34 protein-coding genes are annotated in these 24,598 nt (G+C 43.8%); 27 read left to right on the top strand and 7 right to left on the bottom strand.

What is annotated here, in order from left to right; all coding sequences use genetic code 11:
* Window positions 1-4: 4 nt before the first annotated feature.
* From HPY27_RS01585 to HPY27_RS01490, 20 genes are all read left to right on the top strand, one after another.
* Window positions 5-454 carry a hypothetical protein gene (locus tag HPY27_RS01585; protein ID WP_174224234.1) on the top strand — a complete coding sequence of 150 codons (450 nt, stop codon included), beginning with the start codon at window positions 5-7 and terminating at the stop codon, window positions 452-454.
* Window positions 454-780, top strand: coding sequence for a hypothetical protein (locus HPY27_RS01580; protein ID WP_174224233.1), 327 nt, complete (start codon window positions 454-456; stop codon window positions 778-780). The genes HPY27_RS01585 and HPY27_RS01580 overlap by 1 nt, the downstream gene beginning before the upstream one ends.
* The gene (locus HPY27_RS01575) at window positions 780-2,231 is read left to right on the top strand and encodes a phage tail sheath family protein (protein WP_174224232.1); all 1,452 of its coding nucleotides are present in this window, start codon (window positions 780-782) and stop codon (window positions 2,229-2,231) included. The genes HPY27_RS01580 and HPY27_RS01575 overlap by 1 nt, the downstream gene beginning before the upstream one ends.
* A gap of 17 nt (window positions 2,232-2,248) precedes the next feature.
* Window positions 2,249-2,770 carry a phage major tail tube protein gene (locus HPY27_RS01570; RefSeq protein ID WP_174224231.1) on the top strand — a complete coding sequence of 174 codons (522 nt, stop codon included), beginning with the start codon at window positions 2,249-2,251 and terminating at the stop codon, window positions 2,768-2,770.
* A gap of 14 nt (window positions 2,771-2,784) precedes the next feature.
* Window positions 2,785-3,105 (top strand): phage tail assembly protein, encoded by a 321-nt coding sequence (locus tag HPY27_RS01565; RefSeq protein WP_174224230.1) that lies wholly within the window; start codon window positions 2,785-2,787, stop codon window positions 3,103-3,105.
* A gap of 166 nt (window positions 3,106-3,271) precedes the next feature.
* On the top strand, window positions 3,272-5,782 hold the full coding sequence (locus tag HPY27_RS01560; RefSeq protein ID WP_174224229.1) for a phage tail tape measure protein: 2,511 nt from the start codon (window positions 3,272-3,274) through the stop codon (window positions 5,780-5,782).
* Complete coding sequence (locus HPY27_RS01555) at window positions 5,775-5,981, top strand: tail protein X (protein WP_174224228.1); 207 nt, start codon at window positions 5,775-5,777, stop codon at window positions 5,979-5,981. The genes HPY27_RS01560 and HPY27_RS01555 overlap by 8 nt, the downstream gene beginning before the upstream one ends.
* A gap of 1 nt (window position 5,982) precedes the next feature.
* Window positions 5,983-7,002 carry a phage late control D family protein gene (locus tag HPY27_RS01550; RefSeq protein ID WP_174224227.1) on the top strand — a complete coding sequence of 340 codons (1,020 nt, stop codon included), beginning with the start codon at window positions 5,983-5,985 and terminating at the stop codon, window positions 7,000-7,002.
* A gap of 44 nt (window positions 7,003-7,046) precedes the next feature.
* On the top strand, window positions 7,047-7,235 hold the full coding sequence (locus HPY27_RS01545; protein ID WP_174224226.1) for a hypothetical protein: 189 nt from the start codon (window positions 7,047-7,049) through the stop codon (window positions 7,233-7,235).
* A complete protein-coding gene (locus HPY27_RS01540; protein ID WP_174224225.1) occupies window positions 7,232-7,627 on the top strand; it encodes a phage tail protein in 396 nt (131 codons plus the stop codon). The genes HPY27_RS01545 and HPY27_RS01540 overlap by 4 nt, the downstream gene beginning before the upstream one ends.
* 8 nt (window positions 7,628-7,635) lie before the next feature.
* Window positions 7,636-7,950: a GPW/gp25 family protein gene (locus HPY27_RS01535; RefSeq protein WP_174224224.1), complete on the top strand. Its 315-nt coding sequence runs from the start codon at window positions 7,636-7,638 to the stop codon at window positions 7,948-7,950.
* 82 nt (window positions 7,951-8,032) lie between these two features.
* Window positions 8,033-9,088 carry a baseplate assembly protein gene (locus HPY27_RS01530; RefSeq protein ID WP_371814299.1) on the top strand — a complete coding sequence of 352 codons (1,056 nt, stop codon included), beginning with the start codon at window positions 8,033-8,035 and terminating at the stop codon, window positions 9,086-9,088.
* On the top strand, window positions 9,081-9,731 hold the full coding sequence (locus HPY27_RS01525) for a phage tail protein (RefSeq protein WP_174224222.1): 651 nt from the start codon (window positions 9,081-9,083) through the stop codon (window positions 9,729-9,731). The genes HPY27_RS01530 and HPY27_RS01525 overlap by 8 nt, the downstream gene beginning before the upstream one ends.
* Before the next feature lies 1 nt (window position 9,732).
* On the top strand, window positions 9,733-11,364 hold the full coding sequence (locus tag HPY27_RS01520; RefSeq protein WP_174224221.1) for a hypothetical protein: 1,632 nt from the start codon (window positions 9,733-9,735) through the stop codon (window positions 11,362-11,364).
* Window positions 11,365-11,379: 15 nt separating this feature from the next.
* Window positions 11,380-12,435: a hypothetical protein gene (locus tag HPY27_RS01515; RefSeq protein WP_174224220.1), complete on the top strand. Its 1,056-nt coding sequence runs from the start codon at window positions 11,380-11,382 to the stop codon at window positions 12,433-12,435.
* Window positions 12,432-12,734, top strand: coding sequence for a hypothetical protein (locus HPY27_RS01510; protein WP_174224219.1), 303 nt, complete (start codon window positions 12,432-12,434; stop codon window positions 12,732-12,734). Before HPY27_RS01515 ends, HPY27_RS01510 begins: the two co-directional genes overlap by 4 nt.
* Window positions 12,735-12,757: 23 nt before the next feature.
* Window positions 12,758-12,904 (top strand): hypothetical protein, encoded by a 147-nt coding sequence (locus HPY27_RS01505; RefSeq protein WP_174224218.1) that lies wholly within the window; start codon window positions 12,758-12,760, stop codon window positions 12,902-12,904.
* Window positions 12,905-13,000: 96 nt separating this feature from the next.
* A complete protein-coding gene (locus HPY27_RS01500; protein WP_174224217.1) occupies window positions 13,001-13,294 on the top strand; it encodes a hypothetical protein in 294 nt (97 codons plus the stop codon).
* Window positions 13,295-13,317: 23 nt separating this feature from the next.
* The gene (locus HPY27_RS01495) at window positions 13,318-13,605 is read left to right on the top strand and encodes a phage holin family protein (RefSeq protein ID WP_174224216.1); all 288 of its coding nucleotides are present in this window, start codon (window positions 13,318-13,320) and stop codon (window positions 13,603-13,605) included.
* Complete coding sequence (locus HPY27_RS01490) at window positions 13,605-14,291, top strand: glycoside hydrolase family 73 protein (RefSeq protein WP_174224215.1); 687 nt, start codon at window positions 13,605-13,607, stop codon at window positions 14,289-14,291. Before HPY27_RS01495 ends, HPY27_RS01490 begins: the two co-directional genes overlap by 1 nt.
* Window positions 14,292-14,337: 46 nt before the next feature.
* On the opposite strand, the gene HPY27_RS01485 is transcribed toward HPY27_RS01490, so the two are convergent.
* A complete protein-coding gene (locus tag HPY27_RS01485) occupies window positions 14,338-14,994 on the bottom strand; it encodes a GIY-YIG nuclease family protein (RefSeq protein WP_174224214.1) in 657 nt (218 codons plus the stop codon).
* A 306-nt stretch (window positions 14,995-15,300) separates the two neighbouring features.
* On the opposite strand from HPY27_RS01485, the gene HPY27_RS30000 reads away from it, so the two are divergent.
* Together HPY27_RS30000 and HPY27_RS01475 are read left to right on the top strand one after the other, a co-directional pair.
* The gene (locus HPY27_RS30000) at window positions 15,301-15,465 is read left to right on the top strand and encodes a hypothetical protein (protein ID WP_254612803.1); all 165 of its coding nucleotides are present in this window, start codon (window positions 15,301-15,303) and stop codon (window positions 15,463-15,465) included.
* A gap of 111 nt (window positions 15,466-15,576) precedes the next feature.
* The gene (locus HPY27_RS01475; RefSeq protein ID WP_483296509.1) at window positions 15,577-15,948 is read left to right on the top strand and encodes a YhjD family protein; all 372 of its coding nucleotides are present in this window, start codon (window positions 15,577-15,579) and stop codon (window positions 15,946-15,948) included.
* Between the two features lie 270 nt (window positions 15,949-16,218).
* On the opposite strand, the gene HPY27_RS01470 is transcribed toward HPY27_RS01475, so the two are convergent.
* Entirely contained in the window at window positions 16,219-16,476 is a 258-nt protein-coding gene (locus HPY27_RS01470; protein WP_174224212.1) for a hypothetical protein, read from the bottom strand.
* 300 nt (window positions 16,477-16,776) lie between these two features.
* On the opposite strand from HPY27_RS01470, the gene HPY27_RS01465 reads away from it, so the two are divergent.
* The 3 genes from HPY27_RS01465 to HPY27_RS01455 all read left to right on the top strand — a co-directional run bounded on the left by HPY27_RS01465 (window position 16,777) and on the right by HPY27_RS01455 (window position 19,599).
* Window positions 16,777-17,919 carry a DUF4365 domain-containing protein gene (locus tag HPY27_RS01465; protein WP_174224211.1) on the top strand — a complete coding sequence of 381 codons (1,143 nt, stop codon included), beginning with the start codon at window positions 16,777-16,779 and terminating at the stop codon, window positions 17,917-17,919.
* A 145-nt stretch (window positions 17,920-18,064) separates the two neighbouring features.
* The gene (locus HPY27_RS01460) at window positions 18,065-18,778 is read left to right on the top strand and encodes a restriction endonuclease (protein ID WP_174224210.1); all 714 of its coding nucleotides are present in this window, start codon (window positions 18,065-18,067) and stop codon (window positions 18,776-18,778) included.
* Window positions 18,779-18,915: 137 nt separating this feature from the next.
* Entirely contained in the window at window positions 18,916-19,599 is a 684-nt protein-coding gene (locus HPY27_RS01455) for an SOS response-associated peptidase (protein WP_174224209.1), read from the top strand.
* 95 nt (window positions 19,600-19,694) lie between these two features.
* Here the strand turns inward: HPY27_RS01455 and HPY27_RS01450 are convergent, their stop codons facing one another.
* Both HPY27_RS01450 and HPY27_RS01445 read right to left on the bottom strand, forming a co-directional pair.
* A complete protein-coding gene (locus HPY27_RS01450) occupies window positions 19,695-20,069 on the bottom strand; it encodes a hypothetical protein (RefSeq protein ID WP_238543318.1) in 375 nt (124 codons plus the stop codon).
* A gap of 143 nt (window positions 20,070-20,212) precedes the next feature.
* The gene (locus HPY27_RS01445) at window positions 20,213-20,842 is read right to left on the bottom strand and encodes a hypothetical protein (RefSeq protein ID WP_174224208.1); all 630 of its coding nucleotides are present in this window, start codon (window positions 20,840-20,842) and stop codon (window positions 20,213-20,215) included.
* Between the two features lie 292 nt (window positions 20,843-21,134).
* On the opposite strand from HPY27_RS01445, the gene HPY27_RS01440 reads away from it, so the two are divergent.
* Complete coding sequence (locus tag HPY27_RS01440; protein ID WP_145958335.1) at window positions 21,135-21,395, top strand: helix-turn-helix domain-containing protein; 261 nt, start codon at window positions 21,135-21,137, stop codon at window positions 21,393-21,395.
* A 403-nt stretch (window positions 21,396-21,798) separates the two neighbouring features.
* Here the strand turns inward: HPY27_RS01440 and HPY27_RS01435 are convergent, their stop codons facing one another.
* Window positions 21,799-21,972: a helix-turn-helix domain-containing protein gene (locus tag HPY27_RS01435; protein ID WP_082192269.1), complete on the bottom strand. Its 174-nt coding sequence runs from the start codon at window positions 21,970-21,972 to the stop codon at window positions 21,799-21,801.
* Here HPY27_RS01435 and HPY27_RS01430 point away from each other — a divergent pair.
* Window positions 21,939-22,061, top strand: coding sequence for an HNH endonuclease (locus tag HPY27_RS01430; RefSeq protein WP_371814298.1), 123 nt, complete (start codon window positions 21,939-21,941; stop codon window positions 22,059-22,061). The two genes, HPY27_RS01435 and HPY27_RS01430, sit on opposite strands and share 34 nt — an antisense overlap.
* A gap of 1,199 nt (window positions 22,062-23,260) precedes the next feature.
* Here the strand turns inward: HPY27_RS01430 and HPY27_RS01425 are convergent.
* Both HPY27_RS01425 and HPY27_RS01420 read right to left on the bottom strand, forming a co-directional pair.
* Window positions 23,261-23,452 (bottom strand): hypothetical protein, encoded by a 192-nt coding sequence (locus tag HPY27_RS01425; protein ID WP_174224207.1) that lies wholly within the window; start codon window positions 23,450-23,452, stop codon window positions 23,261-23,263.
* A 528-nt stretch (window positions 23,453-23,980) separates the two neighbouring features.
* The gene (locus tag HPY27_RS01420; RefSeq protein ID WP_174224206.1) at window positions 23,981-24,454 is read right to left on the bottom strand and encodes a hypothetical protein; all 474 of its coding nucleotides are present in this window, start codon (window positions 24,452-24,454) and stop codon (window positions 23,981-23,983) included.
* Window positions 24,455-24,598: the final 144 nt, after the last annotated feature.

The following is a 24,598-nucleotide window of genomic DNA, read 5'->3' as shown; positions in this document are numbered from 1 at the left end:
TGATATGACACCAGTATTGCTTATGCGCAGCTTGCAGACATTTTTGGAGAAAGTCGCCACCAATGTTGAGCTGACCAGTCCAAAGGGTGCGTCTGCACGGCCTCAAGTATTTTTGGAGGCACTTCCACAGAGAAAAGCCGACAGCCAAGAAGAGGATTACCCGTTTATCATCGTTCGCGCAGCAGGTGGCGAAGATCAAGCGGACGGATCAACATTCAGCATCACGTTGCTTGTTGGCACGCATTCGAAAGACGATGACGGCTTTATCGATGTATTGAACATCATCGAGGACGTGCGTCAGGCACTGTTGAAAAAACGGGTTGTCGGCCAATCCTTTCGGATGGAATTGCCGTTCAGATGGAAACTGTTTGACGAGCAGCCGTATCCGGGGTGGATCGGGGAAATGAATACGCTGTGGACGATTCCACAGGTACAAAAGGAGGTAATTTTCTGATGGCGGTAAGAAAAGAGGAAGGACAAGAAGTAACAAATCCGACAGGAGTTCAGGTACCAGATAAACGGCAAGAGAAAAGGGGAGCCAAACAACAACAGGATCAATTGATCTATGTTGGCCCAAATATTCCTGGTGGTCGATTGATGCAGTACACGGTTTTTCGAGGTGGTGTTCCCGAGCATCTGATTGACCTCTTTGAAAAACAAACAGCAATCCGCCAGTTGATTGTACCAGTGAATGACCTTGCTGCTGTTCAAGAGCGGATGCGTAAGCCCGGAACGCTTGAACACACACTATTTCAACATGTAAAGGACGGTGGTAAATAATGCGACACGGAGTATATGTACGGGAGGTTCCGACCTCTGTTTTGCCACCAGCCACGGCGTCGGCATCTCTGCCGGTCGTATTTGGCACAGCACCGATTCATCTGTCAAAGCGAGACAAAGCCCCCGTAAACGAACCTATCCTTTGCTATAGCTATGCTGAGGCGGTGGAAGCCCTTGGTTATAACGAAGATTGGAAGGCATACACGCTTTGCGAAATGATGTACAGCCACTTCCAATTGTTTCAGCAGGGGCCAGTAGTGTTTATCAACGTGCTTGACCCAGCGAAGCACAAGAAAGAAGTGTCCGACAGCTCGGTGTCGCTTGTGAAAGGAGCAGCAACGATCAATCAGGCAGGCGTGCTACTGCCGTCACTGGTTGTCAAGCTCACATCAGCAGGTCAGCCACTCGTGAAAGGCACTGATTACGTTGCAGCCTTTGATAATGACGGTTCCATTGTGATTAACCGTATCGATGGAGGCGCGATTACGGAGTCACAGACGACATTGACGGTATCGTATACACAGTTGGACCCGACATCAGTAACGTCAGCAGATGTCATCGGCGGGGTGGACGCATCATCTGGAAGTTTGACTGGTCTAGAGTTGGTTCAGCAAGTTTTTCCACGTTTCCGCCTTCTGCCTGGGCTTCTGCTTGCCCCGGGATGGTCACAAGATCCGGTCGTTGGGGCTGTAATGAAAGCCAAATCGACCAACATAAATGGCCATTTCCGTTGCATGGCCTTGCTTGATATCCCAACTGATACGGTCAAGAAGTATACGGATGCGCCTGCGTGGAAGGAACAGAACAACTACACAGCAGAGACACAGGCTGTCTGCTATCCAAAGCTGAAACTTGGTGACTACGTTTTCCATCAGTCCACGCAGCTTGCTGGCGTGATCAGCACTGTAGACGAAAAAAACGAGGGTGTTCCGTATGAGTCACCATCGAATAAACCATATCAGGCAACTGGCGCTGTTCTTGATGATGGAGCAGAGGTACTGTTGGGCATCGACCAAGCTAATTACCTAAACGGTCAAGGGATTGTGGCACCATTAAATTTTGTAGGTGGATGGAAATGCTGGGGGAACAGAACAGCAGCATATCCGGCGGTTACTGATCCGGTGAAGAGCTTCATTCCTGTCCGACGAATGTTCGACTGGATCGGAAATTCGCTCATCCTCACCTTTTGGCAGAAGGTTGACGATCCGACCAATAAACGTCTGGTGCAAACCGTTGTGGATAGCGTCAATATCTGGCTAAACGGGTTGCAAGCAGCTGGTTATATCTTGGGTGGTAGAGTTGAGTTTTTGAAATCAGAAAACCCAACAACAGATTTAATGAATGGAACCTTGCGATTCCACGTCTTTGTGACACCACCGTCTCCAGCAGAGGAGATTCAGTTCCCTCTGGAATACGATCCATCATATTTGGGCGGCCTGTTTGCCGCATAGAAAGGAGATGAATCAAAATGCCAAAACAAGTTTCTGAAAAGCTGATCAGTTATCGGGTATATAAAGATGGTAAAGACTTTTTAGGTACGGCTGATGTGACGCTGCCAAGCTTGGAATATCTGACGGAGACAGTAAAGGGGGCAGGGATCGCTGGAGAAGTGGACAGCCCTACGATCGGCAACTTTGGATCGATGGGCCTAACCCTGAACTGGCGAACAATCGAAGCAGATGCCATCCGGTTGGCTGCTCCACAGGCACATGCTTTGGACTTTTGGGGCGCACAACAGGTATTCGATCAATCTTCCGGAAAATATGACAGCGTGGCCGTGAAAGTATCAGTCCGCGCTATCCCCAAAAAGTTCGATATCGGCAAGTTTGAACCTGGAGCGACTACTGACAGCTCATCTGAGTTTGAGGTCATCTATCTGAAGTTGTCCCATAACGACAGAGTGTTGTTGGAAATCGATAAATACAACTACATCTGCGTGATAGACGGCGTAGATTACTTGGCAAAAGTTCGTAGCCAGTTGGGCTACTAAGGGAGGAAACAAGAATGTTGGAAAAAGAGAATAGGCAAGAAGTCGTGGTCGATGAGAAGTTGTACAAACTCAGTCGACCTTTTTCATTTGACGGAAAAGAGTACACAGAGTTGGATCTTGATCTGGACAGTATCACAGGGGAAGATCTGATGTCGTGTGAGCGTCAGCTGAATGCATCTACAAAAGATTTGGTATTTGTTAAAGAACTATCGAAGCCTTACCTAGCGCTGGTAGCCGCCAGAGCGGCAAAAGTCCCGGTTGAGCTCATTCATAAGCTCCCAGCAAAAGATTTCAGTAAAGTGACAATGTTGGTGCAGAATTTTTTGCTCGGCTAGGGTTGGCTGAAAAGGATGGAAGGCAACTGCTACGTCAAGCGGTTGCCTCTTTTTCGATGTCAACCACTACACCTGTTCCATACTGGCTGAGCTTGCCGATCAAGGAATTGAAAAACTGGGTTGAAGCTATTAAAGAGTTGGAGCCCAAGAAAGGTGGGTGAGGCTAGTGTCAAAAGTCTACAAAATTGCATTTGAGCTCGCGGGTAAATTAGAATCAAGCTTTTCTAGTTCGTTTACACAGGCTCTTAGTGATATGAACCGACTTGAACAACGAGCGAGAGAAATCGGTAATATTCGAATTTCAGGCAGTACATTCGAGCAAATTCGGGACTCTGCACGTGAGGCAGCTAACGAACTGCGGGATGTAGAAAGGGCCCTACAGACCATACGGGGAATACGCCTCACCGACCAAATGGGCCCTTTACGCGATGATCTTCGACGATCATCCGAAGATGTCCAAGAGTTGCAGCGTCGGCTTCGGGAATTGGAACGGACACGCGGACCGACCCTCGACCCAATGCCTGACGAAACAATAGAGGCAAGCAGGGGTGTTGACGGCCTGATTGGTAAATTTGCCAAAATGGCAGGCGTTGTCACTGCCGTAGGCACTGCTGTTGTTGGAGTATTTTCAGCTTTGTCCACTAGTGATGAGTACACGAAAGCCATGAACAAAATGCAGATGGCGACTGGTTCGACGGTTGAGCAAATGGGCGAAATGAAAGAGGTTGCCACCAACCTCTACAATATGAATCTCGGTGAGAGCTGGGACGACCTTTCCAAAAGCTTATCTGCTGTAAAGTCGGTTACCAAGCTCGGAGGCGCTGAGCTTGAGAACACCACACGGAATGCGATTTTGATGCGTGATGTATTCGAGTTTGATGTGAAAGAGTCAGTGAAAGCCGCAGATACGATGATGAAAAACTTCGGAATCTCATCAGATGAAGCATACAGTTTGCTTGCACAGGGCGCTCAAAACGGATTAGACAAGTCTGGCGAATTACTGGATACCGCCAACGAGTACAGTGGCTACTTTAGCAAACTCGGGTTTTCCGCAAATGATATGTTCAACATCTTTAGCGCGGGGTTGGAAGCAGGGGCTTTCAATCTTGATAAGGTCGGTGACGGCATAAAAGAATTTGGTATCCGTACAAAAGATGGTTCCAAAACGTCACTAGATGCCTATAAAGCCATCGGATTGAATGGTGCTGAAATGACAAAACAGTTCGCCACTGGCGGTAAAGTGGCGCAAGAGGCATTTCTCAAAACAGTGAAAGCTATTAATGAGGTAAAAGACCCTGTTGAACGAAATGCCGCGTCTGTCGCACTGTTTGGAACACAGGCAGAAGACCTGGAAGAACGTGTCATCAAGGCGTATGGCAACATCAAGCAGACATTTGATATGACCAAAGGTTCCATGGATGAAATGAGCAAAATCAAGTACAACTCGCTTGGTGAATTCTTCTCTGGGCTCGGACGTCGTATCGAAACAGGTTTGATTACCCCGTTGTCCGGCAAGTTGCTGCCTATTTTGCAAGATGCATTGTGGTGGGCAGAAGACATGGCTCCGGTATGGAAAGCAAATTTCGACGCGGTGGGAAATGAGGTCGTGAGCTTTGTTCAAGGCCTGAACTTGAGTGAAGCTTTTGCACCAATCATGCAGATTGCAAAAGAAGTCGGCCCAAAATATCTCGGATTCATGAAGAGTATCTGGAGCGCGACAAAAGCCACGTTTCCCATTTTCGCTGGTCTGGCTGGCATAATTGGCAATACTGCAAAATCAGTCATCAAGTATGTGGCTCCAGTGGCCACCTATTTCGGAAATAAGCTCTATCCAATCTTGCAAAGCGGATTTCAGTTCCTTGCCGATGATGTATTTCCGGCCATTTCATCTGCGATCCAACGATTTTCGCCACAGATTCAGGCTGTCGTTAACGGGCTTGGAAGAGCGTTTACAGCCGTTTGGGGAATCGTCAAGCCTGTTTTGGACGGCTTGTTTACTGCTTTCCAGGCAGGCTTTCCAGTGATTCAGCAAGTGGTTATGACGTCGATAAACATTATATCCGGTGTAATCAGCGGACTTCTTACTACGCTAAGTGGCGTTATCGACTTTGTTACGGGCGTTTTTACAGGTGACTGGGGCCTTGCATGGACGGGTGTCAAAAATGTGTTCACAGGAATCTTTGACACATTAGGAGCTGCACTTGCAGCACCAATCAACGCAGGAATCGATATGATCAACACGGCGCTCAAAGGAATCAACTCGATGAAGATCGATGTTCCTGAGTGGGTTCCTGGTATGGGCGGCCAAACATTCAGTTTCAATATCGCGGAGATTCCAAATGTTGGCGGCTACGCAAAGGGTGGAATCGTCAGTCGACCAGAGCTGGCTTGGGTCGGAGAAGGCGGCGACAAAGAGGTCATTGTGCCGATCAACAATTCGCAGAGATCGCTTGACTTGTGGACATCAGCGGGCCGGATGCTGGGTGTTGGAGGCGGCGGGCAGCAATCAGCAGGTGGTGGGTCTGGTATTGTAATTAATTACAACCCTTCAATAGTTGTGCAAGGCGGTGGAGACGTAGGAGGTCAAGTAGAGCGCGCACTGGTACGTGGAAATGACGATCTGGAAAAACGCTTGCTTGCTATTTTTGCTCAAAAGGAGAGGGTGTCATTTGAATAATTATGTGACTCTTCTTGGTGATACTTGGGACGCGATTTCCTTCAAGATATACGGTACTGAAGCGCACATGTCACTGTTGATGAATGCCAATCCCGCCTACATTAAAACGGTGGTTTTTTCAGCCAATGTACGCCTGATAATCCCTACTATTCCTGATCAAATTCCATCTACGCTGCCGCCATGGAAGAGGGGGGGTTAACATGGAAGCTCGTCGCACTGAGTTGTCACTGTTTTACGAGGATGTTGAGGTATCCACTCAAATAGCTGATTACCTTATTGATTTCACATACGGAGACAATGCACCAGGAACTACAGACGATCTCCAGATAACAATAGAGGACAGGGAGCAGCTTTGGCAAGGCGAGTGGATTCCGCACCAAGGGGACCAAATCAGAGCTGCAATAAGGGTTATAAATTGGGATGGATCAGGAACAAGTGAAACCCTTCCTTGTGGGACATTCGATGTCGATTCGATTGATTTTTCTGGCCCACCAGATACATTGTCAATTAAAGCTGTTTCGGTACCGATCGGCTCCAACATCCGACGTGAAAAAAGAACCAAAGCTTGGGAGAAGATGACCTTAAAAGGTATCGCAAATGAAATAGCAGCAAAGGCTAAGCTGTCCTTATTGTATGAGGTGGGTGACAATCCAAAATTTGAGCGGATCGACCAAACAGAACAGTCTGATCTTGCATTTCTACAGGAAATGGTTAAAAAAGAAGGAGCCGCGATGAAGATCTCTGGCGGGAAAATTGTTCTGTTCGATGAAGCAAAGTACGAGCAGCAGGCGCCAGTGCTTGAGATTAGACGAGGTGACGGTAAAGTCCTGTCGTTCTCATTCAGCTGGAGTGCAAACAATGCCGCCTATCGAGCATGTGAGTTTAACTATTACGACGCAGAGAAGAAGAAAGCCTACAAATACACCTTTGTTCCACCCGGCGCACCAGAAGATGGCCCTGTCCTGAAAGTAAATGAACAGGTAAAGTCACAAGCGGAAGCGATGAAGTTGGCAAAAACACGCTTGAGGGAGAAAAACAAAGAATTTGGAAAAGGGAGCTTCTCATTAGTCGGTAATGTGAGGATAGCTGCAGGGATTACAATCATAGTTCGCGGTTGGCATGATTTCGACGGGAAATACATTGTTGTGAGCGCAAAGCACAGCATTGGCAGCGGCGGTTATCGTACAGATATAGAAGTTAGGAAGGTATTGGGGTGGTAACAATGGATGTGCGAAATTTATCCCGAGTTGGGTTGGTATCATCCGTGAACCAAGAAAAAGGGACGATGCGAGCTGTTTTCCCGGATAAAGATAATCAAGTCTCTGGCGATCTACCGATTCTCAACGGAGTCACACTCTCGGTTGGAGAATCGGTTCTTTGTTTATTTCTTGGAAACGGCATGCAGACTGGCTTTTGTCTTGGTTTCTTCAAAACGGACGGTGACGGTGGATGATTGGATCTCTTGGAGATGTCATTTTCGTCGCAACTGCTGAAACCATCCGTACACTTGACGAGTTTGTACGTAAGAGTGCGGGGCGTTGGGCAAAGCATGATGTGCTCGGACGAAAGCCGCTCAGCCAGTGGATCGGACCCGGATTGGATACGGTCTCTTTCACCATGAGGTTCGATGTTTTTTATGGTGTGAATCCACGTAATGAGATGAACAAGCTGCTTGAGCTGGAGCGGAGTGGTAAATCACTTGATCTGATCATAGGCGGCAAAGCAGTTGGTATGGATCAATGGGTAATTACCTCCCTCGAACAAAAGTGGGAACGAATTGACAGCAAGGGCAACGTACTGGCGGGTACAGCAAGCCTCTCTCTTGAGGAGTATATGAGGAGGTAGAAACAAGCATGGAACATACAGTAATGTTGGATCAGCAGCCAATCAATTTCGGAGCGAAAGGCATCGAGGAGATTAAACAAAATATGAGGACGATCTTCTCCACTACCCAAGGTAGTGTTCCTTTAGATCGAGCATTTGGGATAGATACTACCGAAGTAGATGGCCCTATTCCAGTTGTAGAAGCTAGATACACAGCAAAAATCATGGCAGCAATCCGTTTGTACGAACCACGTGTCACGGTTACAGCGGTTACTTATCATCAGAATCATGAAATAGGTAAACTTATTCCACAGGTGAAATTTCAGGTGAAAAGTGAAAAGTGAAAAGTGAGGTGCTGTCATGAGTCTATACAATTTACCTGATATAAAATTTGTTGATGATGACCCCAAAAAAACTGAAAATAATGTGATTCAGCTTTATGAGGCGCTAACGGATAGGAAGTTGTTTCCTGGAGATCCGGTTCGCCTCTTTTTATTATCTCTAGCCCAAATCATTGTACAGCAGCGGGTGCTGATTAATCAGACTGGAAGGCAGAATTCCCTGCGCTATGCAACCGGCGATTATCTGGATCACAAGGGCGCCGATTCCCGAACAGAAAGGCTGGAGGCTATTTCGGCAAAGACCACGGTAAGGTTCGAGCTTTCTGCTGTCAGGCCATCTGTAGTGGCGATTAACCAAGGGACAAGGGTTTGCCCTACTGACAAAAAAGTCTACTTTTCTACGGTTGAATACGCGGAGATCGCACCTGGTCAGACACACGTTGATATACTATGCAGCTGCTTGGAGCCAGGCATGTACGGTAATGGCTTTTTGCCTGGACAAATCGACACCATCGTTGACCCGATTGGTTTTATTCAAAAGGTGTCGAACATGACCGAGAGTACAGGAGGCGCTGATCGAGAGTCAGATGACGCATATCGCGAGCGGATCTACAACGCTCCTGAGGCTTTTTCTGTGGCAGGACCTGAAGGGGCTTATCAATATTGGGCGAAAACAGCGAGCCCTCTAATTACAGACGTGGCTGTCGATTCTCCAGCAGCTGGCGAGATTAAGATAATTCCACTCCTAACTGGAGGGGAGATCCCCACGGCAGACCTATTGAATGCGGTGGCTGACATATGCAATGCAAGAAATATCCGGCCACTTACGGATCATGTGACAGTTGTAACGCCTACAACCCAGGATTACATGGTTAATTTCACCTATTGGATCAGCAGGGATCGTGCAACCGAGGCTGCAGCCATCCAAGCAGCTGTTCAGCAGGCAACTGATCAGTATGTCTTATGGCAGAAATCCAAGCTTGGGCGTGATCGAAACCCTTCTGAGCTGATACGTCGAGTGATGGCAGCTGGAGCCTATCGAGTCGATGTTGCGAGTCCGTCTTTTGCGGCTGTAGCCTGGGAAGAAATCGCGGTGGCCTCTAACGTGACTATAACATTTGGGGGGCTTGTTGATGATTGATTTGACACAGGTGAAGCTCGCTGACATCATACCGCAGAACATCCGCAACGATCCGAACGTGGCAGCCATAGCTGCTGCGCTGGATCAGGAACTACAAGCTATTACGAGCGCGATTGAATTGCTGACACCCTATGTCCATATCGATCAACTCACATCGGAGCAGGTAGATGAACTGGCTTGGGAGTCGCATGTTGATTTTTATGATACGTCCTTGACCATAGAGCAGAAGCGTGGACTGGTAAGGGAGTCGTCCCAGTGGCACAGACGTAAGGGTACGCCATGGGCAGTGGAGCAAGTGGTTTCAATCATCTTCCCAGGAGCGAAGGTGGCGGAGTGGTACGAGTATGGTGGCGATCCGTACCACTTCCGTGTGGAGACAGAGCAGGCAATGACGGAAGAAACTGACCTGGATCGATTATTTCGTATTATTAATGCAACCAAACGTAAAAGTACCTGGCTTGAGAATGTAACGATAAAACGAAACATCGAGGCCAATCTCTATTTTGGCGGGATTATTTCTGAGTACAAGCGGATAGAAATTCACCCCGTAGCTTTCAAAATGGAGGATGTGAGCAGCACCATTTCAATGGGCGGCGTTACATCGATATTGGCAAATACAACAATTTACCCGGAGGTGAGATGACTTGTCACAGTTTACTGGAATGATACTGACGAAAAAAGGTCGAGAACTACAAGCAAAAGCAGAAGCTGGTGCTCTACTCAAGTTTACAAAGGCGAAGATCGGTGACGGTCAGATCGGATCAGGCCAGTCGCTTGAGGATCTAGCAGACCTGGTTCATCCGTTGAGGGTGCTTGATATTAGCAGTGTCCAAGCGGAGGGCGGGCTTTGCCGTATCCGATCAAGCATTACGAACAAGGGGATTACACAGGGTTTTTACGTGAAGGAGCTTGGGATGTTTGCGCAGGATCCTGATGTGGGAGAAATCCTCTATGCTATCACAACAGCATCAGCTGCTGATTATTTGCCGCCAGAGGGTGGGGCAACGACAATCAACAATCAATTCGACATTATCGTAATCATCGGGAATGCCAGTCAGATATCAGCTACGATTACGCCTGGCGGATTAGTGGATCAGGAACAATTGGCAAAGCTGCAGGGCCAGGTCGACAGCTTGGCAAAAAGCGTGATCGGGAGTGGCGTAGTCACAGGCTTATCCTTCACGCATAGCGGACTAACCGCCTCATATACAGCGGGATCTGCTTATGTGTCTGGTGTCAAATTTGATTTATCTGCTGGAACCATCCAGTTGAATGCGAATCAAGGCCAATATATCTACCTGGATATAGATGGGAAGGTGAAGAGCACGACAGATCAGGCAGCAGCACAAGCAAAATGCCTGCTGTGGTATTTCTCCACAAATGCGACCAATGTTATTGTTTCAACTGATCGGCGCACCGTCATAGATAGCACCCAGTTTGTTAAGCAATCGGAAGTATCAGCAGGTGGAGCAAGCAAAATCCCACGTCTTGATGCTCAAGGTAAAGGAGCTTTCAGCATTACGGGCGAGGCAGCAGGTACTCAAGCAAAGTTGGATGCACATACGTCATCAGCTGATCCGCACACGCAGTATGCAAAAAAATCAGGAGAAACATTCACTGGAGTCGTTAATATGGACGGCGGAGGGCAGTTATTTAACCTAAAGCCCGGCGAAGTAGACCATGTGTATATGGCGTTTTACTCTGACTCAAAAGCACCGACTAAGCGTTCTGGGTATTTTGGATACCCGAGCCAAGCAAACACCACCCTAACAATCGGCAACGAAATGGAGAATGGCGATGTATCTCTAGTGCCCAAAGGTTCCGGCAGAATACTTGCGAATGACAAGTCCATGGCAGGAGTAAAAGAACTTAATTTTACAAGTGGAACTAAAATTTCTGAAACAACCGGACAAAGAACGGCGATAAATGCCGAGTCAGATCGCCTTGACGTAATTTCGGAAGACGGGAATAGATTCATCCTTCGTGTCGAAGAAGGAATAGCGGCAATACAATTTATGAACTTCGACATGTTAGGAATCAACAAGACTGTTCGCAGCCTTAAAGACGCAAACGGGAAGTTTCGTCAGGTGGATCATTTTAGGATCGACGGAACAACGCTTTTCATGAGAACAACCCTAAACGGAACGCCGGACGCAAACGGAAACTACCCATCGATGACGATCAAGCGATACAAGAATGACGGAGTGACAGAGGCCCTTTCCGTGATAATGCCACTCGCTTACGATGGGGATGGGGATTACACATCATTCGGATAGGAAGGAGGATACGTAATGAATATTGCTAATTTACTAGCATCACACGGAATCGGTAGTGGTGGATTTCAAAAAAACAGCTTCATCCCTTTGGAAAGTGCAGGATTTGTGTCGGAAATGATCACCACTTTTTCTAGTGGCGCATCTTCTCTCGACGGCGGTTTGGCGATGGATAACGCAGGGAATATTTACACCATCGATCAACAGAGGACGTTGAGGAAGCACAACAAAACAGGCTCTATGATCACTTCTATTACGCTACCATCTGACATGAGCGTATCAACAGAGATTTACATGGAGTACGTACCGTCATTAGACAGAATCATTTGTTTCAATCGCACTAGGCTAATGGTTTTGGATACCTTGTTAAACATCCTTTACAACCATTTGTTTCCAGAACAACCTAATAGGCTTGGTTCGGGTATATTCGCAGTTCGAGGGAAGTATTTCTACCACATTATGTCGAACAACCAAGGCCCTGGGTGCAGGATGCAAAAGTTCAATTTAGAAACATTGGCTTTTGAGTTCGATAATTACAATCCCGTGAGCCTTCTGATGGCTGTGTATTCCACACTCGAAGTTGATAGCAACGATAATTTTTACGGAGTCGGAGGCAGCCAACTGCATAAGTATGACAAGTTAGGCAATAAAGTGTGGTCGACAGGTTTAGGTGACGCCATCCCGTACCTCTATTGTGATAAAACGGATGGAAAACTGTACATCCTCACGTCAAGAATGAGGGCTGGTACGGTCGACCTGACTACGGGAGTCATCACCTATCAAAACACAGAAAACAATGCATTCGTCAGTCAAGCATCGGGATTGAGGAGCGGAGGTAGTGCAGATAGCAACGGAACTAGATTGATAAAATACGCAGTAGGTTCTTATTTCCCTACGGTGTTTCCTGTAAACAAAAACGGCGGAATGTTAGCATCGACAAACGTAGCGCATCTCGCTAGTTTCAACCAAGCACAAAACTTACATTCTGTCGTATCGAGAAAAGGTATTGCAGCAGCCGTTTTTCAGAGTAGTAATCAAATCTATTTATACAGAACAGGAGTGAAGATACTATGATTTATGTACTGTACACGCAAGAAACAGGCAAAACAGTCGTGGACACTGACAGAATCGCTTACAACGACGATGTTTTCGCGGAAATGACTTATGATGGTGATTTTATCAAAGTCAGATCTATCCCCACGCCGGATGACATCCCGCAAAAGAACGCCGTCCTAAAGGTCGACACCCAAGCAAAAACACTTGTATACGAGTACGTAGACCGACCTATGACGCAGGACGAGAAAATCGCTCTACTTGAAGCCAAACTAAAAGCCACTCAGGATGCGCTTGACGCTATCTTACTTGCACAGTAGAACAAAACATGGAGGGGATATTTATGACAAGCAAACTGTACAACTATTGTCTGATGCGCTGGGAAGACGGAGCGTGGACAGCAGCTGAATTGACAATCGCTGTCACCAAGAAACACATCACGGAACCAGAAAAAACGGAGATCATGACACAACCACAAAAAAGCGCATAGAGCGCCTTTTCCAAAATGGAGAGGGCGTTTTTTCATGGGGAGCTGCTACAGCGGCTCCTTTTACTTTTGCCCCCAGGGGGTGAGGAGGGTGCAGGTATGGACTTTGCAACATGGACACCTTTCATTACAGCGATAGCCGCAATTAGCGGAATTCTGCTTGGGTGGGCAGGTCGTTCCAGATCAATCCGACAGGACGTTGAACGTCGAGCAAGTGCAGACGCTCAACAGCGTGCAGACGTTGAGTATATCAAGCGCGGGGTAGACGACATCCGATTCGAACAGAAAGCACAAGGGAAACGAATTGATGAGCTAAGCGATCGTGTAACTCGTGTAGAAGAATCCGCCAAGCAAGCTCACAAACGTCTTGATCGTATCGATGACGAGAACTAATTTTTGAAAGGTGGATGAACAGTATGAAAGAAACAGACCTGTTGGTATTAGCGAACCAGTACCTATTGGACGAAGCGTTGATTGTTGTAGTTGCGCTCCTGGTGATTGGAGCAACGCTCAAGAAAACGCCGCACATTGCTGACTGGCTAATTCCTTGGCTACTTACAGGAATCGGGGTTGGACTAGCCTGGGGCGTGATGGGAGTCATTAGCGTGCAAGCGACGATTCAGGGTATCTTGGCAGCCGGGATCGCAACGCTGGGGCATCAGCTTTGGAAGCAGACATTCCAAAAACGGGAAGGTGATCAGTAATGACCCAACTAGAATTTATTGCAAAGATTGCACCTGCAGCTGTGGCAGATATGAAAATGACTCGAGTACCAGCCTCGCTGACCATTGCACAGGCAATCCTGGAGAGCAATTGGGGAAAGAGCGGGTTGACACAAAAGGCAAACAATCTGTTCGGCATCAAAGGTACAGGAACAGCGGGACATGTAACAATGCCAACTAAAGAGTTTTTGGCTGGGAAATGGATTATGATCGAATCCAACTTTAGAGCCTACAACAGTTGGGCTGAATCCATCGCTGACCACTCCAGGTTGATCCTGAATGGCACAAGAGACAAGCCTAATCGTTATCATGGAGTCTTGGGTGCTGACTACAAATCCGCATGCTACGCTATTTGGAAAGGTGGCTATGCGACAGATCCTGACTACCCTGGAAAGCTGGTCAGCCTGATCGAGAAGTACGAGCTACACGAGTACGATGTTGATAAGTCTGACAACTCTGTGGATAAAGAACAGCCAGAATTAAAGCTGGAACAGTGGGAACGGGAAGCAGGCTTGAAGGCGATTGACAGTCTTGCGGCCAAGGGACTGCTGAATGAACCCGATAAATGGAAGCAACGATTGACTGACGATCCGGTGGGCGTGCTACACGAATTGCCCTGGCTCATGTTTACGATGCTGGATCGAGTAACAGAAAAAGCGACAAAGTAAAGCGAAAGCCCTCCTTCGGAATAACAATTCCGGGGGAGGGCTTTTTTTAATGTTTTTCAAATTCGTTAACTATCTTTTTGATGGCTTCCTTGGTAAATAATTCATCAATACAGTTAATGATTGAGTAAGGATCGAACTCATTAATGAACCTATCTGCGTTCGTTGTAACAGGAAGAGCCGGATCAAAAAACAGGTCGTCATATTCAGCTGTAATAAATCCTAGATCTGTTCTTTTTATGTATTGATCGACAAGATCAGAACGGATGTAATCATCCTTTGTAATTTCTAAATAGACTTTTCCATAAGTTTGATAAACTCTAACTGAACTAATTTCCGAAATAATCCAGTCGTTATATTTCTCTTTTAAATTCCCGAGTATTTCAACAGCTTCGTATGTCGTGTTTTTTTGAGAAGTGCTATTACTTGATAAATCTTGTAGTAACTTGATTACATCGTTTAATGGATAGCGAAAAAACTCTCGATTCTGACTAACTCTAAAATCAGATAGTTTTTCATGCAGCTCTCGTTCGAGTTTAACACAATCCTGCGCATATAAGTCGTAAGCCACTATAAAGGGCGCTGGAACACCGGTAGAATTTGATAATTGTTTTGCTCGTTCTTGAGAGCTGATCTGGGTACGCCCAATTTTGACCAGCCCGTGCATTGAATTATTAATAAGAATATAAACAAAACCAGCGCTCATAAGTTTTATCTCCTTCTATGCTATAGTGTGCCATTACATATTTTACTAAAAGGCCTAATGCCTTACGAGATCATAATTGCACGTGCGTATGTTGTTCACATATAATACAGAACAAACGTTCTTGTTTGAGGTGATTGAGCGATGGAAAAAATAAACACAGTAATTGATGTCCGACTCCAAGCTATTCCGGTTATGACCCAAAGCATCTCAAGGCAATAAGCAAAATCCATACTGGTGTTAGCCCCGGATGTGCCCCTGACATTCTCCGTGATTTGATAGAGGCTGGACTGGTACGGGAGGCGACAGATGAGTACGTTATCTGATCGTAGCTGCCAGAAGGCTATTACTCCGTTACCACCAGCTGATCCGGACGCGCTGGCTGGAATGCTTGTGGTAATCTATGACTCAGTGAGCCGAGATTTTGCGATTGTGGTCAGTTGGTTTCATAAGCGCATCCGTCGAGAATGGTGAGTAGTCAAAGACATCGACCGTGATGAGCACAAGATCAAGCTTGTTCGGGTTGATGGTGTATGGTGGGTACCCATTGAAAAAATGCTGCAGGTTGAGCGGGTGTATTAGACAATGATTCAACCTGACCAATGGCGAGAGATACTACACGAAACGATATTGTATGGCATGCTTTTTAAGGCGCTAGCGATGGATGCAGAAAGTCTTAATCAGGATCAGCTCAAAATGTCATACCGCCCAATGATGGATACCATTTCTATGTGGGCTGAGAGGCAGCACCATGAATACAGAAGCCAGTTCGGGCGGATTGGGGGCAAGATACACTCGCAACAGTCACCTGATGGTTTTTTATACCGTGTCATGGTGACCATTCGTGGTCGCCAGGAAGAGTGCGTCTACAATGTGGTACATCTAAAGGCCGAATGCCAGGTGAGGCTTAACGATTTTCTTTACAGTGCCAAGCAGCATGCGAACGGGCGTGCATAGTATGTACCGAGGGATACAGCAGCAAACCCCCCGCCTGGCGTAATATCTAGGCGGGGGTTTGTGCTACACTGACCGATGAAGATATTCAGTAGATTAACATGGATCACAAACGGCTGTAGGAGCGGATTGAGGATAGGCTTTATGCGAAGGGCACTACACCAAAAAGACCAACTAGGGCTGGATTTTGGGGAATCATCTCTAGGAAAAAATATGCCTTAGAATGCCGGTTGTGATATCTCCTTTATTCAACTGTCGCCCCCTTTTTAATATTTACTCTACTTGTGATTTAACAAATTGTTTCATACTTGTTATTAGATCTCTTCGAAATTGAACATGAGGAAAATCTTTGTTCAATTGATTCATATTATGTAATATCATTCCGTCAGTATATTTCACAGTCATAGGATATAAGACTTCTCCCCTAATCGGATCCATAAAACTAGCGACTAAATGAAAGATGATAAATGGGTTTCCAGATGGTCCTGTTTCATCAGTTCGAATTTCTACATCAAAGGTAAAATACGCCATTACTACAGCTCCTATTGTTTTTTTAAGATTATAGTAACATTGTATGCCATATTTAGCCTATAGGAGTTAAATTTAACAGGCCGATAGTTTAGCGTTTTGGACTGACGAATTAATTACCAAAAAGTTCATGACATTAGTACAGTTATAGGTGATGCTACTAGAATAGGTAGATAAGTCGTTATTGGATGCCAGGTATGTCTTCAAAGATTCTCCTGTTTTTTACAAAAGGATGATATTAAACTTAGATTAGGGCAAGTAGAGTAGAGTGAGGGAGAATAAAAGGGGCAGGTGTAATAAAGTATGCAACGAAAATTACCACAAGTACCTCATACAACTAAGATTGGATACTCTGCATCTGAGTTACTTATTAGTGTCCTTGGAATGTTCTCCAATGTCGTCCCTATCCCAACTGAAAAAGATCTTGGTATTGATATGCGAGCTGAACTTTTGAGTGGCTCTATTCCTGTGGGTATGCATTACAATATCCAGTGTAAGGGTACAGAGGATGTAATAATCGACGAGAAAAATATTGCAGTTATAATAAATGTTACGACAATAAACTACTGGTTACAACAAAAGGAACCCACATTCCTTGTTGTAGTTGATAGAATTACACAGAAATTCTACTGGACTTATCCTTTTCACCAAGTTGAATCTAGAATTGAGGATATTCAATCTCAAGAAACAGTAACTATTCATGTGTCTAAAACCTCGTTTTTTGAGTACAACATAAAAATGCTGCCACCCGAGATGATGGATATTATTCATCAGTATGAATATAAAATTCTGGAGAAACTTACTAAGGTACTCAGCAAGAATCCCATTGATTCACAAAAGCTTGGTGAATCATCTTATGAAGAAGCAATTAGTATAAATAATGTCATAAAAGAAAGAACTGTCGAAGATATTGATATCGACGATGATAAAAAGAAAATCATTACAGAGATATTCATGCTTGAAAATGAATATGGCCAGACTGATTTATTTAAACATCCCTCTGAAACTGATAATTTTGACCTATCAAAAACGAGGGTACTTATTAATGAGTTATTGGTAGATTTTTATGATATCAGTAGCGCATTAAGCAGAGCAGGTATTACAAGCTTCAAGGGATTTGGATTACCTTCCGACGAAACGGAACCTCCGACCAAATTAGTTCTTAGCTTTGGCATGGGAGTACAGATAAGATTACTACAAAAGATCATTCAAATCTTGTCAGATTACCAATTAGAATACATAGATTTTGTTGATTACAGGCAAGAAGACTACGATGAGTACCTTTTTACAGTAGCGATCGGTACAGACTCATATAATGATACAAATTTAAGTTTAATAAAAATTGATACTGAGCTATTAGAAAAGTTGCTAGATCCTCTGATATCGGCAAATAATTTCTATGCATTTTTAATCCAAGATGTCGAAGATCCATGTATAGATTGGTAGTCATAATACGTTTTTGATGACATAGAGCACGCCTAGAAAGGCGGGCTTTTTTGTGTTTTGTACATTTGTGTATGATTGTTTCATTTTTTGGAAAATAGGGAAATGAATATGCTGAAAGAACTGTTTTTGAAAGGGGACTTTACTTTTGGCACGAAGAAGGAAAAAGGGAGAAGACCCGATAAGCCAGTTAGTCGGATTACTTTCTTTAATTGCATTTGGCGGGGCATATTACTATACAAATTCAATTATCATCGGTGGAATTGCTTTTACTGCTGTAATGGGTGCTGCTCTTTGGATTGCTATTGCTCAAAGTGCAAAGAGAGAAGAGAGATTAAGGAAATCAGGAATACGTGAAATAGACAAATTGGATGGCCTGCAATTCGAGCAATACCTTGGGCTATTATTCAAGTCTCAAGGTTATAAAGCAGAAGTAACACGTGCCTCAGGAGACTTCGGAGCTGATCTGATATTGCAAAAGAATGGCACTAAAACAGTTGTCCAAGCCAAGCGCTACTCTAAAAACGTTGGGATCGATGCAGTTCAGCAAGTCGTAGGGGCAATGAAACACTACGGCGCATCGGGATCGTGGGTAGTAACTAATAAAGATTTCACAGATGCTGCTTATAAGCTGGCTGCCTCTAACGGGGTAAAATTGATCAATCGCGAAGCACTCATTGAAATGATAATCCAGATGAATCCTTCAGCAAAACCAGATCCCAAAAAAGTTATAACTCAGTTTCCAACTGAAAAAAGGCTTTGTGAAAAATGTGGTAGCCAAATGGTTTTAAGAAAAGGAACAAAAGGGGAATTTTACGGATGCAGTAGTTACCCAAAGTGCAGGAATACAAAAGCGGTTTAAGTCTGCATGAGGGTTAAGGCGGAACTAGACGAATAGCAGCATGCTGCGATCACCAATATTTGCTGATTTCATTCTGACTGCTTAGAGCTGGTATACCAAGTAGTCATTCGGCTATGATTGTTCTAAGAGGTGATAGTATGTGCGGACGCTTTACGCTAGTGACCAACCTTGAGTTATGGAATGCAAGGTTCCAAATTGAGGTTATACCTTTTGATATGCAGCCACGATACAATATCGCACCGGGTCAATTAATCCCTGCTATTATTTCCGATCAAGGTAAGCGTCGACTCGGACAGTTAAAATGGGGATTAGTTCCGTCTTGGGCCCAGGATGAGAAGAGCGGGTACAAGATGATAAATGCGCGGGCTGAGACGCTCACTGAAAAGCCAGCGTTTCGCCGGCTGTTTGAGAGAAAACGGTGCATTGTACCAGCAGATGGATTTTATGAGTGGCAGCAGCGCGAGTCAGGCAAACAACCGATGCGAATCATGATGAAAAACGGAGACCCTTTCTCGTTCGCGGGCTTGTTTGATACCTGGATGAATCCAGCAGGCGAGAAGTTGCATACCTGTACGATCATTACAACACGCCCAAACGAGATTGTAGGGCCAATTCATGACCGGATGCCTGTGATACTGAGACAGGAAGACGAGGGAATATGGTTAGATCGTGAGAAGTTTGATTCTGACTTGCTCCAAACATTGCTAGTACCATATGATTACGAAAAGATGAAAGCCTACCCTGTTCCAGCAATGGTTGGCAGTCCCAAAAACGACATGCCAGAATGTATTCAAGAAATAGCAAACCCGTCCCTATTTTGAGGAGACGGGTTTTGTCTATTCGTATGCGGAATTTGCGGGTACACGAAACAAATACTTTATTTGACCACGAGGTACAATTCGTAACCAGCTATTTGCTACTTCTGATTATCTTCAGGAAGTAGCGAATATTCTAAACCCATGAAACTAGCTACAGAGAGCTTTTCTTCGTTGCTGACCTGAAATCGGTAATTAGCAGGAGACAATAGCGCCTGTTCATCATCTTCCGTCAAATTTTCTTTTAGCTTTAGTTGTTGCGAAATCGTATACCGATTCTCTTTACTGTTGAACTCAATTTGAACGTGTGAAGGAGTCTCAGCAAGCAAATTTTTAATGGTCTCGTTGCCTGGCATATCTGCAAACGTAAAGTAAATGGGTTTTTCCGTATGCATCATTTTTTCTCTTAAATCGTCCGAAATTAAGATTCGTAACGTGAGTTCTGCCGAATTACCGTTTTTTGTTATTTGAAGCACGGATGTTTTTAGATTCTCCCCTGTAATTTCTTCGAAATAATCGTAGACAGTTACGTATGACTTCTCTTTAGGGACTGTTACTGCCTCGCTACAGCCACTAAGAAGAACTATGAACAGAAGGAGAAGTATATGGAGAGGTCGGATCATAGATCTTTTGATTTTTTACTAGAATACTCTTTGTACGAGTATTTGACGTTAACGTAGTTAGAATCTACTACTCTGCCTTGAAAATATTCGTTTAAGCTTCCAGTTGTTTTTACGGCTTTTGATCCGTATTCAACGGTTGTAATAGTACGCTTTGGTATGACCCAACTGTGAGTTGTTTCTACAATGTCTTCATCTCCAAATGAAACTTCTGCATTAATTCCTACTTTCCCCTCTATTATCCTCCAGTTGACTTTCGTTTCGGCTTCCACACCTATTTTTCCGGTTAGAAATGTTTTTCTTGTAACCTTCCTTGAAAAGGTATCGTTTTCGCTACTATCGTTCTCAATATCAGCTTCATAAGATTTTGATTTGTATAGGTCCTTCTTAGACATTTCATACACTTTGCCAGTCATATCATTGCCCATGGGAGCAATCTTAGATGAATCATTCTTTGTAAGGGCTGTTGTAAAATCATACTCTACTGGGTTTTCATATACACGTTCAACAATCTTCAGGTTACCTATTTTAATAGGCTCACTTTGAGATACTGCGAAGGCAGAACCAGCTCCAGATACTACTAAACTGCTAAGTAAGACAGTTGCGATAGAAAGCTTCTTAAAATTCATTTTTTTCCCTCCAGTATATTTAACGCAATTTTCAATGCGGAATTATTATAACATATATTTACAATTAACATATATAAATGGTAATTTTTATGCCGGAGAGCTGGACCCGACCATTAAAAATGGGATTGTTCATTTTTTCGCGAATGGGGGCTTGAATAATCTTTAGATCCCTTGTCTAAACTGCGGATAAGGTCAGTTAAATAATTTTAAAAGGTGAATATAATTGAACAAATCCGTAGATATTCTCGAAGTAATAGTTCAGCAACTATTAGAGGATGATAGGCTGGTAAAGATGTTGATACCGAGATTACTAGAAAGGATGGAGACGAGAGGCGAGCTTACGATTGAAAAGTGGTTAACTGTTAATGAAGCAGCCAAATACCTGAATATTTCTTCTTACACGATCTACATTATGGTACGTGAAGGTACATTACCAGCATCTCGACTCGGATCATTAAGTTCACGAAAACCAGCACTTCGGTTTCAACTCAGTAAATTAAATGATTGGATGGAAGCTGGAGGGGTTCGCGATCCTGTTTACAAACAAGCATGAAGGAAAGAAATTATTCCATATAGCAAAGCGCACCCAGGAGTTTGATGCCTCACGGGTGCGCTTTTTTTAAAAAGAATAGTTCTTTCGAATTTTGCCCACTTAGTTGCCCACTTTTTGCCCACGAAAATTTGAAAGGCTTTGATGTCATTTGAAACAACAGTAGGTGAAATTGTTGATTTTATGCGGTTTCTAGACGGTATTAAAACCGATTGAAAGCCAAGGATATGTTCCGCACACGCGTTCACGATTGGGAGCGCGAGCAATACATGACTGCTTACTAATAAGCAAACCCCTTGTGCCTGTAAGTGCGAGGGGTTTTTCTATCCATAAGCTTTTTTCAAATTCGCCACAAAATCAACTTCCTTATTCGAATTCAAAAAAAGCGCATCCGGTTGGGTGTGTTTTATTTGTTGTCAGGAACATGTTCGATGATGTCTTCAATACGGCAGTCTAGGTGATTACAGAGCTTGTCCAACACGTCTAGGGATACATACTCAAAAGTACTAGCGGAAGTATGGGAGCGGGACAAATGGGCGATGTATTGTGTGTGGGAAAGATTCGTTCCAGGTCTGGACATTGGAGGGACACCATATTGTGTTCCGAAGCCAAGGAGGTACTGGAGACTCATGGAATGTAGCCTTGGCGTGCGGGATCTGCTTCGACTGAACAAGTGCAAACGGAATAAAGCGTTCTGATAAGACCCTAACCAGTGCGTTTGCCTCACTCCAAGAAACGATGTAATAAAACGATCTCTCTATATGGCGACAACATTCCTTTTTCTAGGAGCGTATCGCGAGAGGTTGGGACAAAAAAGACGGGTACACAAGCTCAAATATGTTAAAGAGCCATCAATCGTTTCGTACAGTGAAAATAACCCAATCCACCCCAATAAAAGTTGGTTTTATGCAGATTCCGTCAAAATGCCAAATATCCTGTGCTCCGAGGCGTGGACCAGTTACGGACCAATTTCGACCAAGCTTACATGTTGTAAGCAATGCTTCTAAGACCACGTGAGCAAGGTCTGTCTGATTTAAGGGTGAAGTAAAAATGAGTGAATACTTGTACTCCCCTTGGTTCCGAGAGACATTTCAAGCTCTGAGAATACCTTCATTTGTTAAATGACTAAGAAGCCATAAGGGCAGTGTAATAATAAACAAACCATACAAGTATGACAGAACCAAGCAAAAGCCTAAGTTTATAATCTTCGCCTTTTACAATTTTCCTAATAATCGTTGTAAAGTTCACAAAAAAACAAATGGCAAAGAGTGAATTAACTAAAAGAATAAAAGCATCCATATTATCACCTCATTTAAATAATAAATTTGGGAGGATGTATTTACAAATTGTGTAAGGAGGAAGATTACTTTCGTCTTCGAGATTTATCGTTAAAACAGAAGGCTAGTAATTGAGGAGCAAGCCATAAGACAGCGGAAATAATTACGAGTCCCCTGACGCTAAATGGCTTAAAGAAATATTGATAATCAAGTAGTTTAGCTGAAGCTAGCCAATAGCTCCAAATAGTTGAAAGTAGATTTGAGACTAGTAAGGTGAGTAAGGAACGTTGGAGAAACGCTAGAATTGTGACAAAGGAAAGTACGAGAAAATAACCGTAGATGGTCTTAGTCTGCCAGTCCATAAGCATCCCCAGATATGTAAATGGAACTAGCGATATGGTTAAAAATATGATGATTTTCCTCATAAATACTCACCTCATTCACCATTTACAAGTATTAGATGCTATTTAATAAAAACAAGTAAGTACCAACATTTATTGGTACCGTTCTGTTGTCAGTTAATCAAATTAACATATTAGTTATTTGGTCAAGAGGGCGCAATAAAAAAAGCCTGTACAGCGTACAGGCAAGTTATTGGTTCAACAATGCGAAGATGAATAAAACGATTCCACCGATAGCCATACCGCCAAAAGCAACGTAGGCAAACCATCTTATTGGTGCTGGCATGCTAGTTAAATCGGCTTGTTTGCTTGGAAGGCCTTCAATATTGTTCATGTGACTAATTGCACTATTAAAAGCTTGATTATCGTTGGACGTAATCATGCTGTTCACCTCCAAACATAGTATAGCAAATGTAAAGTGCTTGCGGAAGAAAGGATACTTAACAAATCGGTAAAAATGAAAAGAAGCCCAAAAATATGGGCGACTATCGAGCAGTTATCATTAAATAAAGACCACTCAAGCAGATTACAATTGAAACTATTTTGTGCAAAGTTATTTTTTTCATAATACACACCTATATACAGTATTTTACAAAAAATGTATCACGAAATTTATTTATTTACAAATTGCTCAGGGAGATAAGGAGGGGCTTAATTTGATGAATGACTCAGATAAAGAGCTTTTTATATGCAGAATAAAAAGTCTAATGGATGATGACGCACTCATTAAAGAGACGAAGCAAACGAAAATTGGCAGAGAGTTATGGACTTATCAGAGGAGTTAAGCATTTTTAGGAAGAATGCGTGTTGCGATTTGGAAGTAGTTCAATTTAACAGGATGTGTAATAAGTAAGATCTCTTAATAGAAAAAGCTCTACACTTATGAAAAAGCGTAGAGCGAAAGTTACTATTATTGGGAGTAAACGCTGATTTGACCAGATACCCCAATTATATTACGATTCGGGTCTTTAGTGTCATTTTTAACGTACACGTAATACGAACCGGTGCTTGGAATATCTACAATCTCGTAAAGTCTTGGGGAAAAAGTAGATTGTGTCACATTTACTTTCCCTACAATTGTAATAGTACCATCGTTGTTTAATTTGCGAAGCTGGTATCTAACATCTGAGGAATAATTGTCATCATGTGCAACCTGGTTATCAACTAATAGATATGCTTTTCCTGCATTTAGATTAAAGACTGGGCTATAAACATAGTTTGCATTTGGAATAGAGTATGAAAAGTTAGAAAGGTTCGTAGCTGGAACATTCTGTTGGTTTAATACTGGAGCTTTCTCTGCTGATGCGGAAGCAGCCCCAGAGAGGATTAGTCCCATTGATAACAGAGGAACTGTAATGATTTTCCTGACTTTACCAAAATCCAATTTACAACACTCCCTATTCTTTATTTGAAATACAATTACCATTATACAGATTAATCATTGCTTTTTACAATATTTGGATAATAAAAGTGTTCAAACTGGTGAGCAGTAATTAGAGCCGATAGGCTTTGGTAATAACGGCAAGTC

Source organism: Brevibacillus sp. HB1.1, from assembly GCF_013332445.1.
In the GTDB taxonomy this organism is placed as follows: domain Bacteria; phylum Bacillota; class Bacilli; order Brevibacillales; family Brevibacillaceae; genus Brevibacillus; species Brevibacillus porteri.
The sequence above is the reverse complement of the archived record's forward strand: the minus strand, read 5'-3'. Positions and strand labels throughout refer to the sequence as shown.

Coding starts and splice junctions, on each gene's coding strand:
- HPY27_RS01535 (WP_174224224.1), top strand. CDS start 7,636: ATGGAACATACAGTAATGTTGGATCAGCAGCCAATCAATTTCGGAGCG.
- HPY27_RS01495 (WP_174224216.1), top strand. CDS start 13,318: ATGAAAGAAACAGACCTGTTGGTATTAGCGAACCAGTACCTATTGGAC.
- HPY27_RS01465 (WP_174224211.1), top strand. CDS start 16,777: ATGCAACGAAAATTACCACAAGTACCTCATACAACTAAGATTGGATAC.
- HPY27_RS01490 (WP_174224215.1), top strand. CDS start 13,605: ATGACCCAACTAGAATTTATTGCAAAGATTGCACCTGCAGCTGTGGCA.
- HPY27_RS01485 (WP_174224214.1), bottom strand. CDS start 14,994: ATGAGCGCTGGTTTTGTTTATATTCTTATTAATAATTCAATGCACGGG.
- HPY27_RS01525 (WP_174224222.1), top strand. CDS start 9,081: ATGATTGATTTGACACAGGTGAAGCTCGCTGACATCATACCGCAGAAC.
- HPY27_RS01505 (WP_174224218.1), top strand. CDS start 12,758: ATGACAAGCAAACTGTACAACTATTGTCTGATGCGCTGGGAAGACGGA.
- HPY27_RS01580 (WP_174224233.1), top strand. CDS start 454: ATGGCGGTAAGAAAAGAGGAAGGACAAGAAGTAACAAATCCGACAGGA.
- HPY27_RS01540 (WP_174224225.1), top strand. CDS start 7,232: ATGATTGGATCTCTTGGAGATGTCATTTTCGTCGCAACTGCTGAAACC.
- HPY27_RS30000 (WP_254612803.1), top strand. CDS start 15,301: ATGAGTACGTTATCTGATCGTAGCTGCCAGAAGGCTATTACTCCGTTA.
- HPY27_RS01435 (WP_082192269.1), bottom strand. CDS start 21,972: ATGTCCAGACCTGGAACGAATCTTTCCCACACACAATACATCGCCCAT.
- HPY27_RS01455 (WP_174224209.1), top strand. CDS start 18,916: ATGTGCGGACGCTTTACGCTAGTGACCAACCTTGAGTTATGGAATGCA.
- HPY27_RS01445 (WP_174224208.1), bottom strand. CDS start 20,842: ATGAATTTTAAGAAGCTTTCTATCGCAACTGTCTTACTTAGCAGTTTA.
- HPY27_RS01440 (WP_145958335.1), top strand. CDS start 21,135: ATGTTGATACCGAGATTACTAGAAAGGATGGAGACGAGAGGCGAGCTT.
- HPY27_RS01565 (WP_174224230.1), top strand. CDS start 2,785: ATGTTGGAAAAAGAGAATAGGCAAGAAGTCGTGGTCGATGAGAAGTTG.
- HPY27_RS01550 (WP_174224227.1), top strand. CDS start 5,983: ATGGAAGCTCGTCGCACTGAGTTGTCACTGTTTTACGAGGATGTTGAG.
- HPY27_RS01425 (WP_174224207.1), bottom strand. CDS start 23,452: ATGATTACGTCCAACGATAATCAAGCTTTTAATAGTGCAATTAGTCAC.
- HPY27_RS01475 (WP_483296509.1), top strand. CDS start 15,577: ATGATTCAACCTGACCAATGGCGAGAGATACTACACGAAACGATATTG.
- HPY27_RS01470 (WP_174224212.1), bottom strand. CDS start 16,476: ATGGCGTATTTTACCTTTGATGTAGAAATTCGAACTGATGAAACAGGA.
- HPY27_RS01575 (WP_174224232.1), top strand. CDS start 780: ATGCGACACGGAGTATATGTACGGGAGGTTCCGACCTCTGTTTTGCCA.
- HPY27_RS01500 (WP_174224217.1), top strand. CDS start 13,001: ATGGACTTTGCAACATGGACACCTTTCATTACAGCGATAGCCGCAATT.
- HPY27_RS01515 (WP_174224220.1), top strand. CDS start 11,380: ATGAATATTGCTAATTTACTAGCATCACACGGAATCGGTAGTGGTGGA.
- HPY27_RS01510 (WP_174224219.1), top strand. CDS start 12,432: ATGATTTATGTACTGTACACGCAAGAAACAGGCAAAACAGTCGTGGAC.
- HPY27_RS01570 (WP_174224231.1), top strand. CDS start 2,249: ATGCCAAAACAAGTTTCTGAAAAGCTGATCAGTTATCGGGTATATAAA.
- HPY27_RS01585 (WP_174224234.1), top strand. CDS start 5: ATGACACCAGTATTGCTTATGCGCAGCTTGCAGACATTTTTGGAGAAA.